General features: G+C 41.7%; 14 protein-coding genes. All 14 read left to right on the forward strand.

Going from position 1 to position 14,053, the window contains the following annotated elements; translation table 11 throughout:
* Positions 1-65: 65 nt before the first annotated feature.
* Entirely contained in the window at positions 66-977 is a 912-nt protein-coding gene (locus tag DXB39_RS06720) for a serine/threonine-protein kinase (protein WP_278336364.1), read from the forward strand.
* Positions 978-1,116: 139 nt separating this feature from the next.
* Positions 1,117-1,881, forward strand: coding sequence for a hypothetical protein (locus DXB39_RS06725; RefSeq protein ID WP_117841446.1), 765 nt, complete (start codon positions 1,117-1,119; stop codon positions 1,879-1,881).
* Between the two features lie 238 nt (positions 1,882-2,119).
* On the forward strand, positions 2,120-2,608 hold the full coding sequence (locus DXB39_RS06730; RefSeq protein ID WP_117841445.1) for a GNAT family N-acetyltransferase: 489 nt from the start codon (positions 2,120-2,122) through the stop codon (positions 2,606-2,608).
* 28 nt (positions 2,609-2,636) lie between these two features.
* Positions 2,637-3,338, forward strand: coding sequence for a DNA/RNA nuclease SfsA (sfsA, locus tag DXB39_RS06735; RefSeq protein WP_117841444.1), 702 nt, complete (start codon positions 2,637-2,639; stop codon positions 3,336-3,338).
* Between the two features lie 36 nt (positions 3,339-3,374).
* Entirely contained in the window at positions 3,375-3,929 is a 555-nt protein-coding gene (locus tag DXB39_RS06740; protein WP_117697243.1) for an acyltransferase, read from the forward strand.
* 776 nt (positions 3,930-4,705) lie between these two features.
* Complete coding sequence (gene rpsL / locus DXB39_RS06745) at positions 4,706-5,125, forward strand: 30S ribosomal protein S12 (protein ID WP_022242941.1); 420 nt, start codon at positions 4,706-4,708, stop codon at positions 5,123-5,125.
* A 191-nt stretch (positions 5,126-5,316) separates the two neighbouring features.
* Entirely contained in the window at positions 5,317-5,787 is a 471-nt protein-coding gene (gene rpsG, locus DXB39_RS06750) for a 30S ribosomal protein S7 (protein WP_207659146.1), read from the forward strand.
* A 50-nt stretch (positions 5,788-5,837) separates the two neighbouring features.
* Entirely contained in the window at positions 5,838-7,955 is a 2,118-nt protein-coding gene (gene fusA / locus DXB39_RS06755) for an elongation factor G (RefSeq protein ID WP_117841443.1), read from the forward strand.
* Between the two features lie 116 nt (positions 7,956-8,071).
* On the forward strand, positions 8,072-9,259 hold the full coding sequence (tuf, locus tag DXB39_RS06760; protein ID WP_117697235.1) for an elongation factor Tu: 1,188 nt from the start codon (positions 8,072-8,074) through the stop codon (positions 9,257-9,259).
* Positions 9,260-9,366: 107 nt separating this feature from the next.
* Positions 9,367-10,563, forward strand: coding sequence for a helix-turn-helix domain-containing protein (locus DXB39_RS06765; protein ID WP_243006007.1), 1,197 nt, complete (start codon positions 9,367-9,369; stop codon positions 10,561-10,563).
* Between the two features lie 181 nt (positions 10,564-10,744).
* A complete protein-coding gene (locus tag DXB39_RS06770; protein ID WP_199535121.1) occupies positions 10,745-11,650 on the forward strand; it encodes a transporter substrate-binding domain-containing protein in 906 nt (301 codons plus the stop codon).
* Between the two features lie 50 nt (positions 11,651-11,700).
* Positions 11,701-12,456: an amino acid ABC transporter permease gene (locus DXB39_RS06775; protein ID WP_117841442.1), complete on the forward strand. Its 756-nt coding sequence runs from the start codon at positions 11,701-11,703 to the stop codon at positions 12,454-12,456.
* Between the two features lie 11 nt (positions 12,457-12,467).
* Positions 12,468-13,208, forward strand: a complete 741-nt coding sequence (locus DXB39_RS06780; RefSeq protein ID WP_117841441.1) for an amino acid ABC transporter ATP-binding protein — start codon at positions 12,468-12,470, stop codon at positions 13,206-13,208.
* Positions 13,209-13,223: 15 nt separating this feature from the next.
* Positions 13,224-13,889 (forward strand): cytidylate kinase-like family protein, encoded by a 666-nt coding sequence (locus DXB39_RS06785; protein ID WP_117697233.1) that lies wholly within the window; start codon positions 13,224-13,226, stop codon positions 13,887-13,889.
* The last annotated feature ends 164 nt before the right edge of the window (positions 13,890-14,053 follow it).

A 14,053-nucleotide genomic window follows, 5' to 3' on the forward strand; every position in this document is an offset into this window, starting at 1 on the left:
CTTATATCCTAATTCATACAGTAATTCATTTACATCTTATTCCTATTTATTGTAAATTACAGAACCTGCAAAGTCCACATCTTGTAAGAATCATAAGCTGCAAAGAGCAGCAGGATGTGGGCGTGATATTAGAAGAATATATCAGTGGAGAAACACTGGATGAAAAATTGCGGCGATATGGGACAATGCCGCCGGAACTTGTCGGAAATTATGCACAGCAGCTGTTGGAGGTGCTGGAGCAGATTCATGCACAGGGAATTGTACATCGGGATATTTCACCGAAAAATATATTGATTTCCACAGATGGAGTTGTAAAATTACTGGATTTTGACATTTCTCGGCAATGGAAAATGAACCGGAATGCAGACACAACGATTCTTGGAACGGTTGGCTTTGCATCTCCGGAACAGTATGGTTTCCTTCAGACAGATGCAACGGCAGATATTTATGCAGTGGGTGTCCTGATGAATGTGATGTTAGAGGGCGTGCTGCCGAATGTACGGCTGACAGGGAAAAAACCATTCCAGGGTATCATAAAAAAGTGCATAGAGATTGACCCACAGAACCGCTACCAGAGTGTCAGTGAACTCAGGCTGGCATTTAAACCGGAGAGACAAATGCCCCAGGGGAAGCAGACGATTCTTCCGGGCTTCCGGACCGGAGTTGTCTGGAAAGAGATACTGGCAGTTTTTATTTATCTGTTTCTGATTATAGGCAGTATACAGTTTATGATGATGTATGGTAAAACGCCGGCCGCTTTTGGACTGGAAGCAATTGCGGTACTTATCTATGCATGGCTGTCCTGCGCGGTGGGATTCAATTTCCTGCTGTGGGATACCAAAGTTCCGGGAATCCGTTCGCTTCAGAAACCGGTACGGATAATCATCCGGATTATCCTGGCACTTATCCTTTTCTATTTTGGAATGCTACTGGAAAATTATGTAAAATTTACGCTGCTTGGGCTGACATCACAATAGAAATTGCCTGGCAGGAAGAGACAGGAAAATGATTGACATAAAAACGATTTAAAAATGTATGCCGTCAGCATACCACAAAACCTTCCGACTCATATATGATTGTCTCATACATAAGATTTATGAAAACGGGAGGCATAAGATGGAAAAAGTAAAGAAACCAATTTATAAGAAATGGTGGTTCTGGGTAATTATCGTTGTAGTCGTATTTGCAATTGCAGCAGGCGGTGGAAGCAGCAAGAAGGATTCGGATAAGAATTCTGTTACAGACACAGAACAGGCAGAGAGCGGCAAGAGCAAAGATACTGATAAAGATGTTGGGAAGGAAGATGCTCCGGAAGAAGATTTATCACAAATCGAGACGGACTATACGCTTGGAGCAGGACATTACACAGCAGGTGTTGACCTTCCAGTTGGTAAGTGCAATCTGACAGCAGTAAGCGGAAATGGAAATGTCAGCAGCAGTAATATGTTTAATGGCGGCATCAATGCAATGTTTGGCGTGGATGATGGGAACGGACTTTATGAATCCTCTTTTAATGGATTGAAAATAAAGGAAAACGTGGAACTTAAGATTTCAGGAGATGTAGTAGTACAGGTCAGTTATACAGAAGTAACCGGAGGCATGAGTGGAAGAGAATATGATGAATCAGCGGCAGTGGAATTAGGCAGTGGCAATTATACGGCAGGCACAGATTTCCCGGCAGGAACTTATACCGTAACAGCTGTGGATGGAACCGGAAACGTCAGCACATCAAATTTATATGATGGTGGAATGAATGAGATGTTTGGAGTAGACGATGGAAATGGTCTTTATACACCAGAAGTGAAAAATGTGGAACTGAGTGATGGCGTGGAATTGAAGGTAAGCGGAGTAAACATTCGCCTGGTGCCAGTGAAAGAATAGTTTGGATTTCAGAAAGCAGAACAGAAAAATATAATAAAAAACAGAATAGAAAAGCACGACAGAAATTGTCTTTGATAAAGAACAAGGCTGTTGTGCTTTTCCCGTTTCACAGGAAATACTACGAGAACTGGAATTCGTCTCTTGAGAAAAATCATAAGGGGTTATACAATAGGAGAAAGTTATAAAAGGTTATAAAAGAATTAAAAAGTTATAAAGAGTTATAAAAGGAGTACACAAAATGACAATCCGTACCGCGCAGATGGAAGATATTGATGCAATTACAGCAGTGGAGACAGAATGTTTTCCACCGGCAGAAGCAGCAACAAAGGAAGAATTCGCAGAACGTTTAAAATATTATAAAGACCATTTCTGGCTGATGTTCGATGGGGGACATCTGGTGGCATTTGTTGATGGCATGGTGACTAATCAGAAAGACCTTACAGATGAAATGTATGAAAAGGCAGACCTGCATGAGGAGCAGGGGGACTGGCAGATGATTTTCGGTGTGAATACCATTCCTGCATATCGAAGACACGGTCGTGCAGAACAGTTATTAAAAAGAGCTATTGCGGATGCGAAAGCCCAGGGAAGAAAAGGGCTGGTGCTGACCTGCAAGGATAAGCTGATACATTACTATGCGAAATTTGGATTTGAAAATGAAGGCGTATCAGAGTCTGCCCATGGAGACGCGGTGTGGAACCAGATGCGTCTGACTTTTCAGAAATAAGATAAACAGGAATCAGAGGATATAGAAATTGAAATATCAAAAAGTGATAGAGGGAAAATTTGTAGACCGTCCCAACCGTTTTATTGCGCATGTTAAAATTGATGGAGAACTTCAGACGGTGCATGTAAAAAATACCGGGCGCTGCAGGGAACTGCTGCTTCCGGATGCAGCAGTCTATCTGGAAGTGGCAGACAATCCAAAACGAAAGACAGCATATGATCTGATTGCTGTATATAAAGAAAATTTCGGGCTTATTAATATAGATAGTCAGGCGCCTAACAAGGTGGCAAAAGAATGGCTTGAGACACAATCGTTTGATTTGATTAGACCGGAATATAAATATGGAAATTCCAGGATAGATTTTTATATGAAAAAGGGACAGCAGGAATATTTAATGGAAGTAAAGGGCTGTACTTTGGAACGTGATGGCATTGGTTATTTCCCGGATGCACCGACGGAACGTGGCGTGAAACATTTGCGGGAGCTGGCAGAAGCAAGGAAGGCTGGCTATGAATGTATATTGGCATTTGTAATTCAGATGGAAGGTGTGGAAGAAGTGCGGGCAAATGTAATGACCCATCCTGAGTTTGGAAAAGCATTGGAAGAGGCAGGTGCAGCAGGCGTAAAGATATGGTTTCTTATGTGTAAAGTAGAAAAGGACGGCCTCAGCGTGAAAGACTGGGCTCAGCGTGCAGAAACAGCGGAAACACGATTGCATTCAAATGGTTAATTGCCAAAGGAAGAATAATTAAGGAGAATACGGCGAATGGATTGCAAAGAAGTAAGAGTTGATATGAGAATACCAAATCCAAAAGACCGGGAAGAAAATGTAAGGGCGGCGCAGATTATGTTTCAAATGAACCATACGATGCCTTTTACGGAAGAATATCAGACACTTTTAAAAGAATTGTTTGGAGAGAACCTTGGAGAGGGAAGCTACGTTGCAGCACCAATCAGTGGTGCCTGTGTCAGTACCATGAAAATTGGAAAAAATGTTTATATTAATTCTGGGCTGCTGGCAATGGCACGTGGTGGAATCGCCATAGAGGATGGCGTGCAGATTGCAGCTAATGTCCAGCTAATTTCGAATAATCATGATCCTTATGATTTGTCGATACTGACTTGCAAGCCGGTGTTAATTAAAAAAGCCGCATGGATTGGCGCGGGCGCAAGCATCCTGCCGGGGGTAAGCATTGGAAAACATGCCATCGTCGGGGCAGCATCAGTAGTGACAAAAGATGTGCCGGACTATGCAGTCGCAGTCGGAAATCCGGCAAGGGTAATAAAGTATCTGGATGCCAGCCGTTTCGAAGAGATATAAGGAATAGATTTTATGGGATGGCAGGCAATATATAGCCCGGAAAAGAGTGCTGCGCTTCAATATTGTAATGGTGGGTTCCCATCGCAACCGGGCTACATAGCCGGGAAAAGGGTACTACGCTTCGATGACATTTTTTACTGAGAAGCAGCATAATTAGGAGGAAGAATGATAGCTGAAAAATAGTTGGTTAACAGAAATATCATACTAACGCTAATAATATAGAAGAAATGGTATGAAAAATGAGAGAAAATCTCTTGAAAAGTAAGTTATAAAGCAGAAAAATCATACTTAAAAGAAGATAAAGACAGATTTAGTATGAGAAAAGTAAGAAAAGTTGCGGAAAAATCATACTAAAAGGAATATGTTGCTGCATTTAGTGTGAAAAGACGCCACTTCAATTCCGCTGACGCTCCATCTCAGTCGTGGCTGTCGCCACATGAACGGAAAGATTCAGGCATAAGAAAGAGAAACGCCACTTCGATTCCGCTGACGCTCCATCTCAGTCGTGGCTGTCGCCACATCATCAGAAAGTCCCAGCCAGCGAGCCAGAGAACTTCGATTCCGCTGACGCTCCATCTCAGTCGTGGCTGTCACCACATCAAAAAGAAAGCTTTCAGCCGTTATCAAATAAATTTGAACAGCTGAAAGCCTTCTTTTTTCTCTGGCTCGTAGCTTGCACGAAAAATTTGCTTGACAAGTGGCGAATCGGCTTATATACTGAATTAGTGTGCATACAAATGCACATTTATCAAATAATAGCACAGGAGGTGAAAATAATGCCAACATTTAACCAGTTAGTAAGAAAAGGACGTCAGACATCTGTTAAGAAGTCTACTGCACCTGCACTTCAGAAGGGCTACAATTCTTTAAAGAAGAAAGCAACTGATACTTCTGCTCCTCAGAAGAGAGGTGTTTGTACCGCTGTTAAGACAGCTACACCTAAAAAACCTAACTCAGCTCTTAGAAAGATCGCCAGAGTACGTCTTTCCAACGGAATCGAAGTAACAAGCTACATTCCAGGAGAGGGACACAACTTACAGGAACATAGCGTTGTTCTTATCCGTGGTGGTCGTGTTAAGGACTTACCAGGTACAAGATACCATATTATCCGTGGAACTCTTGATACAGCAGGAGTCGCTAACAGAAAACAGGCTCGTTCCAAATACGGCGCTAAGAGACCAAAAGACGCTAAATAAGCTTAGCGCACACCAATAGTATCACAAACAGAGCTAAAGGTAAGTGTTGGAATTATTGTCACATACGATATATTTCCGCACGAACACATTTTAGAGAGACACATGTGAGTACCGTTGAATTAATCGAAACAAATACTACATGACAGGCACAATGACCTGTGATGCAAAACATGATTAAGGAGGGAAGTAACGTGCCACGTAAAGGACATACTCAGAAAAGAGACGTATTAGCAGATCCGATGTACAATAACAAAGTGGTTACCAAGCTTATCAACAACATTATGTTAGATGGTAAGAAAGGTATTGCACAGAAGATTGTATACGGTGCATTTGACAGAGTTGCAGAGAAGACTGAGAGACCAGCTCTTGAAGTATTCGAGGAAGCTATGAACAACGTTATGCCAGTACTTGAGGTAAAGGCTAGACGTATCGGTGGAGCAACTTACCAGGTACCTATCGAAGTTAGACCGGACCGTCGTCAGGCTCTGGCTCTTCGTTGGCTTACACTGTTTTCACGCAAGAGAGGCGAGAAGACAATGGAAGAAAGACTGGCAAATGAGATCATGGATGCAGCAAACAATACTGGTGCATCTGTAAAGAAAAAAGAAGATATGCACAAGATGGCAGAAGCAAACAAAGCTTTCGCACACTATCGTTTCTAATCAGAACGAGAGCATATTTTTTCGGTTAAGAAAATTAGGAGGAAAAAACCTTGGCTGGAAGAGAATATCCGTTAGAGAGAACCAGAAACATTGGTATTATGGCGCACATCGATGCTGGTAAAACAACGTTGACAGAGCGTATCCTTTATTATACCGGTGTTAACTATAAGATTGGTGATACTCATGAAGGTACTGCTACCATGGACTGGATGGAGCAGGAGCAGGAAAGAGGTATTACCATTACTTCAGCCGCTACGACATGTCACTGGACTTTGGAAGAGTTTACAAAGCCAAAGAAAGGTGCTTTAGAGCATCGTATCAATATCATTGATACTCCTGGACACGTAGACTTTACGGTTGAGGTTGAGCGTTCACTTCGTGTACTGGACGGCGCTGTCGGCGTGTTCTGTGCAAAAGGTGGAGTAGAGCCTCAGTCAGAAAATGTATGGCGTCAGGCTGACACATACAACGTACCTAGAATGGCATTCATTAACAAAATGGATATCTTGGGTGCAAACTTCTACGGAGCTGTTGATCAGATTCGTACAAGATTAGGTAAAAATGCAATCGTTCTTCAGTTACCAATCGGTAAAGAAGATGATTTTAAGGGAATTATTGATTTATTTGAGATGAAAGCTTACATCTACAATGATGATAAGGGAGATGATATCTCTGTAACAGACATCCCGGATGATATGAAAGACGACGCAGAATTATATCATACCGAACTGGTTGAGAAAATCTGCGAGTTAGATGATGACCTTATGATGCAGTATTTAGAGGGAGAAGAGCCATCTGTTGATGATATGAAGGCTGCCCTCAGAAAAGGTACCTGCGAGTGTACAGCAGTTCCGGTATGTTGTGGTTCTGCTTACCGTAACAAGGGTGTTCAGAAATTATTGGATGCTATCGTAGAATATATGCCAGCTCCAACAGACATCCCAGCTATTAAGGGTGTTGACCTTGAAGGAAATGAAGTAGAGAGACATTCATCTGATGATGAACCATTCTCCGCTCTTGCATTCAAGATTATGACTGACCCATTCGTAGGAAAACTTGCATTCTTCCGTGTTTACTCTGGTGTAATGAACTCCGGATCTTACGTACTGAATGCAACAAAAGATAAAAAAGAACGTGTAGGCCGTATCCTTCAGATGCATGCAAACAAGAGAGCAGAGCTTGAAAAAGTTTACTCTGGAGATATTGCAGCAGCCGTTGGATTTAAGTTTACAACTACTGGTGATACCATCTGTGATGAACAGCATCCGGTTATCTTAGAGTCCATGGAATTCCCAGAGCCAGTTATCGAGCTTGCTATCGAGCCTAAGACAAAAGCTGGACAGGGTAAGATGGGTGAAGCTCTTGCAAAACTTGCAGAAGAAGATCCTACTTTCCGTGCTCATACAAATACAGAAACAGGACAGACCATCATCGCTGGTATGGGTGAGCTCCATCTGGAAATCATTGTTGACCGTCTGCTTCGTGAATTCCACGTAGAAGCAAACGTAGGTGCTCCACAGGTTGCTTACAAAGAGACATTTACAAAGCCAGTTGATCAGGAATACAAATATGCAAAACAGTCTGGTGGACGTGGACAGTACGGACACTGTAAAGTTAAATTCGAGCCGATGGATGCTAACGGAGATGAACTCTTCAAGTTTGATTCTGCAGTTGTTGGTGGTGCTATTCCTAAGGAATACATCCCTGCAGTAGGCGAAGGTATCGAAGAAGCTACCAAAGCTGGTATCCTTGCAGGATTCCCAGTAGTAGGTGTTCATGCTACCGTATATGATGGATCTTACCATGAGGTCGATTCATCTGAGATGGCATTCCACATTGCCGGATCCATGGCTTTCAAAGAGGCTATGGCAAAAGCAGCTCCTGTAATTCTTGAGCCAATCATGAAAGTTGAAGTTACTATGCCGGAAGAGTACATGGGAGATGTTATTGGTGACATTAACTCTCGTCGTGGACGTATCGAAGGTATGGATGACATCGGTGGTGGAAAAATGGTTAAAGCATATGTTCCGCTTGCTGAGATGTTTGGATACTCAACAGACTTACGTTCCAGAACTCAGGGACGTGGTAACTACTCAATGTTCTTCGAGAAATATGAGCAGGTTCCGAAGTCTGTACAGGACAAGATTGTTGCATCTAAAGCAAAATAATAAAAATGCTTGAAAAACTCGCAAGTTTTTTATATAATCAGAAATAGCCGAGTGACTTATTAAAATGTAAAAATAAGCGCCCAGAAAGGGCATAAAATTAAGGAGGACGTTTTAAAATGGCAAAAGCTAAGTTTGAAAGAACCAAACCACATTGTAATATCGGAACCATTGGTCACGTAGACCATGGTAAAACAACTTTAACAGCAGCTATTACAGCAGTTTTAGCAGCAAGAGTTGCAGGTAATACAGCTACAGATTTCGCTAACATCGATAAAGCTCCAGAAGAGAGAGAAAGAGGTATCACTATCTCTACAGCTCACGTTGAGTATGAAACAGAGAAGAGACATTACGCACACGTTGACTGTCCTGGACATGCTGACTACGTAAAGAACATGATTACCGGAGCAGCTCAGATGGACGGCGCTATCCTTGTTGTTGCTGCAACTGATGGTGTTATGGCTCAGACAAAGGAGCACATCCTTCTGTCTCGTCAGGTAGGTGTACCTTACATCGTTGTTTTCTTAAACAAATGTGATATGGTAGACGACCCAGAGTTAATCGAGTTAGTAGAAATGGAAGTTACAGAGCAGTTAGAGGAATATGGTTTTGAAGGCTGCCCAATCATCCAGGGTTCTGCTCTTAAAGCTCTTGAAGATCCTAACGGACCATGGGGCGACAAGATCATGGAATTAATGGATACTGTAGATAGCTATATCCCAGATCCACAGCGTGATACAGATAAACCTTTCTTAATGCCAGTTGAGGACGTATTCACAATCACAGGTCGTGGTACTGTTGCAACAGGTAGAGTAGAAAGAGGAACATTACATCTGAATGACGAACTTGAAATCCTTGGTGTTAAGGAAGATGTTCAGAAGACAGTTGTAACTGGTATCGAGATGTTCCGTAAACAGTTAGACGAGGCTCAGGCTGGTGATAACATCGGTGCACTTCTTCGTGGTGTTAACCGTGACCAGATCGTTCGTGGACAGGTTCTTGCTAAACCAGGTACTGTTACTTGCCACAGAAAATTTACAGCTCAGGTTTACGTTTTAACAAAAGATGAAGGTGGACGTCATACACCTTTCTTCAATAACTACAGACCACAGTTCTACTTCAGAACAACTGACGTAACTGGTGTTTGTGAATTACCAGCAGGTACAGAGATGTGTATGCCTGGTGATAACGTAGAAATGACTATCGAACTGATCCATCCAGTAGCTATGGAGCAGGGTCTTACTTTCGCTATCCGTGAGGGTGGACGTACTGTAGGTTCAGGACGTGTTGCTACAGTTATTGAGTAATCTTTGCTCTTGCAATGAATTGCTAAAATAAGTAAAATTAACCCGGAGAGTGTTCGCACTTCTCCGGGTTTTTTGCAACTTGCATACAACCAACAGAGGGAGACATTATGGTTACTTGTAGAGACGTCAATAATTTGGATCTGGATGGAGTAGAACTGCTGACAGGGGAAGTAGGACTGGACAGAGTGGTGTCCTGGACATATTTTGTGCAGACGAAGCCCTATGAAGAGCATATGAATCCTGGCAACTTCGCACTGATTGTAGTGGATTATCTGCGGTTTGACATTGAGAAGACCTTTGAAACAATGGTAGAACTGAATGCACTGGGAATTTCCGGACTTGCAATATCAATTGTGGATGACCGGGAGAAAATTCCACAGAAAATGATAGACAAGGCGGTTGAATTGAAATTGCCACTGTTCTATGTCCGCTGGGAAGGCGCAACCTTCGTGGATATTGCACAGAGTATCGGGCAGCTGATACTGGAAACCAATATTACAAATAAGCGTACCGGGGACTATTTATATAATTTGCTGTTTGGATATGAAGTAAATGATAAATATATTGAAAAAATATCCAGCCAGTTTGGACTGGCTTTCGACCGGGCATATCGTGTTGGAATCATTGTAATTGACCGGAAATATGGAATTAACCTGGAGCAGGATGAGCATACTTATCTCTATTATACGGACTGTCTGAACCGGGAAGTAATGCATATGGAAAATCGTCCGATGTATATGCGTTTCTTAAATAAATTTGTGCTGCTGTTTGAGGCAACGGAGGATAAGGAGACAGAACGGCAGATTGAACAATTGCTAAAGAAACTGGACAGCCGCCCGCAGTTCGATGGGCTGATACACAGTACCTGTATTTTAGGCGCAGCTTATACGGATCCGTCTGAATTTGGCAAGAGCTATCAGGAAGCAAAAAATCTGATCCCAAAGAAAGATTATCTGCCGAATCCTACTAATAAAAAAGTGCTTAGTGCCAGTTCCATGGGCATTTATAAATATATGTTTAACAAGGGAAATCAGCAGGAGATACTGGACTACTGCAATGACAAATTAAAGAAGCTTGAGATGTATGACCAGACCAATGGGGCATTTCTGGTGGAGACACTGCTGACATATTATATGAGTGGATTTAATGTGGGAAAGACAGCAGAGGCTTTGTATATCCATCGGAATTCCCTGCAGTACCGCCTGAAGAAGATAGAAGAAATACTGGAGGTTGACCTGGAAGATTCCATGGAATATCTCGATATTGTAAACTGTATTCTGGTAAAAAGATTGATGTTTAATTAAGATACTGTGCAAAATGCACAATCAAATTGTGCAACTTGAAAGTTGAAAAGAAGAAAAAGAAAGTATACTATACTGTCTATCAGCAAAGACGCTTTGAGAGAAAGAAATCTCAAGCGTCTTTTTTGATACTCTAGAGAAACAAAAAGTCGGCTTCACATTTGCATTTAAGGAGGAACATATTATGAATAAAAGAAAATTATTAGCATTGGTACTGACAGGAGTTATGGCAATATCTACATTGGCAGGATGTGGTTCATCAGATACAAAAACATCCGATACAGATGTGAAAACCTCAGAGACAGCAGAGACATCTGATAAGAATGTATTAAGAGTTGGAATGGAATGTGCATATGCTCCATTTAACTGGACACAGGACAGTGATACAACACCGGATGGAAGCAAGGCGGTTCCGATTTATGGATCTGACTATTATGCATATGGATATGATGTGGCAGTAGCCCAGAAGCTTGCTGATGAGATGGGAATGGATTTAGAGGTTCATAAAGTAGAATGGTCTTCCATTGGAATCTCATTAGATGCAGGAGATTATGATGTAATCATTGCAGGAATGGGAAAAACAGCAGAAAGAGAAGCTTCTTATTCATTTACAGAACCATATTATTACAGAGATAACTGTATCGTAGTAAAAAAGGGAAGTGCTTATGAAAATGTAAAAGGACTTTCTGATCTGGCAGGAACCGGATGTAAAGTAACAACACAGTTAGGAACCGGCTGGGTACCTCTTTTGGATCAGATTGAAGGTGCAGAGCAGTCAGGAAATTATGAGACAACATCCGAATGTTTCATGGCAATATCCAATGGTGTTGCAGATGTATGTGTCGTAGATTTGCCAACCGCACAGTCAGCAGCACTTACCAATGATGACCTTGTGATTATTCAGTTAGATGCAGATGATTCTTTCACCGGTGATGATGAAATGGTAAATGTATGTATCGCTACCAGAAAAGATAATACCGCATTAAGAGATAAAATCCAGGATGCTATGGATGCCATTGGCTGGAATGATAAAGCCAAAATGGATGAGCTGATGGATACTGTTCTGACACAGCAGCCGGCAGCAAACTAGAAATATTTCCAGCGTAAGCTGAGTAAATAGATAAAGTGAGGTAGAGAAATATGTTAATAGAAAATCCGAGTAATTCGTTAGAGTGGATGATATTTTTAGCCCAGAAATATGCAAGTATGTTTATCAAAGGAACCTGGCTTACACTGGAAATTGCTGTAATCGGAACGCTGGTTGGTTTTGTGTTAGGCTATATTGTCGGACTTGTAAATGATGCAAAAATCAGCGAGGGTGATAATGTTTTCAAGAAGCTTCTGATGCGGCTTTTGAAAATCATTTTTACCGTATATGTGGAAATCTTCCGTGACACTCCAATGATTGTTCAGGCAATGATTGTATACTATGGAATAAAAATGCTGGGAGTAGAAATGACACCGGTATTTGCAGGTATTGTGGTAACGGTATTAAATACCGGAGCTTACATGGGTGAGACAGTACGTGCCGGAATCGGCTCCATTGATATGGGCCAGCGTGAAGGTGCATGGGCAATGGGAATGTCGCCATTTAAGACAATGTTGTATGTGGTATTGCCACAGGCATTTAAAAATATTATCCCAGAGATGGCAAATACATTCCTGACAAACCTGAAGATGACATCCGTATTAAATGTAATTGCAGTACAGGAACTTTTCATGGCTGCGAAAACAGTCGGAGGAAATTATTATAAATACTTCGAGTCATATCTGGTAATTGCAGTGATTTACTTTGTATTGTGCTTTGTGTTTGATAAAATTTTCAAATTTATTGAAAAGAAAATGCAGGGTAAGACAGATTACGCACTGGCAATTGAGTATATGGATAATCAGTAGGAGGAACGGATATGGGAGAAACAGTAATTTCAATCAAGGATTTGAGCAAATCATTTGGGGACCATGAGGTTTTAAGAAAAATAGATATTGATATAGAAGCAGGAGAAATTATCTGTATAGTGGGTTCTTCCGGTTCTGGAAAGTCGACGCTGCTGCGGTGTATCAATAAACTGGAGCGGCAGACCTCCGGCAAAATTCTTTACCATGATAAGGAAGTCCGGAATGTACAGAAAGACATCAATGAATACCGCTCCAGGGTGGGAATGGTATTTCAGTCCTTTAACCTATTTAACAATATGACTGTATTGCAGAACTGCATGCTCTGCACCAGAAAGGTGCTTCATATTTCCAAAGAAGAGGCATTTAACCGGGCAATCACACATTTAAAGGATGTAGGAATGGCTCCTTATATCAATGCAAAACCATCACAGCTTTCCGGAGGACAGAAACAGAGGGTTGCCATTGCAAGGTCTCTTTGCATGAATCCGGAAGTACTTCTTTTCGATGAGCCGACTTCTGCACTGGACCCGGAAATGGTAGGAGAAGTATTAAATGTTATGAAAGAGCTTGCCAAGACGGGACTTACCATGATTATTGTTACTCATGAGATGGCATTTGCAAGGGATGTGTCCACCAGAACCATTTTCATGGATTCCGGCTATGTGGCAGAGGATGCAGCTCCATCCGAACTGTTTACCAATCCGAAGAATCCGAGAACACGGGAATTCTTAAGTCGTTATTTAGCAGGTTAAAGGAGGACAGAAAATATGGAGAATTTTGTAATAACCTTTGCAAGAGGATTCGGAACAGGCGGAAAGGCGATTGCTTCCCAGCTGGCAAAGGAGTTAGGTATTCACTGTTATGAAAACCGAATCTTAACACTGGCAAGCCAGCTCAGTGGACTGGATGAGAATATTTTTCAGGAAGTAAATGAAAAAATGAGGGAGACCAGTGGATTTTCCAGCTTTTTAAGAGGACTGCCACGGTCAAGACGTTACATTTCCAGAAATGAAAAATTCGTATCGGATGACAAGCTGTTTGAATATCAGAGTGAAATTATCAAAGATCTGGCAGAAAAAGAGTCCTGCGTCATCGTCGGAAAATGTGCCGATTATGTACTGAAGGGCAAACCAAATGTGGTGAGCATCTATATTGAGGCACCGAGAGCATTCTGCGTGAACCGTACCATGGAAAATATGGGCGTGAGCGAAGAGGTCGCTAATGCAACCATAGAGCGGACGGATAAATTCCGGGCAGATTATTATGAATATTACACCCATGGAAATTACTGGACAAACCCGGTCAATTATGACATGACATTAAACAGTGAGCGGGTTGGCGTGCAGAACTGTGTAAAAACCATTGAGCAGTACCTGATTATCAAAGGGCTGATTACACCGGATATGATACATCCGGCAGGAGAATTAAAATAAGAGTTTGGGATAAGAGTTTGAAGTAAAAAGTTTGAAATAAAAGTTCAAAATAAAAGTTCAAAGTAGGAACAGAGTTGGAAAATTAGAAAAAGACAGAAAAAAGCAGGAACACCGGAACTGGAACGGAGCTCCTGCTTTTTTGCGGCAATAAGAAAATGCTGGTG

Origin of the sequence: Roseburia sp. OM03-7AC, from assembly GCF_003462625.1 — a bacterium.
Taxonomy (GTDB): domain Bacteria; phylum Bacillota; class Clostridia; order Lachnospirales; family Lachnospiraceae; genus Roseburia_C; species Roseburia_C amylophila.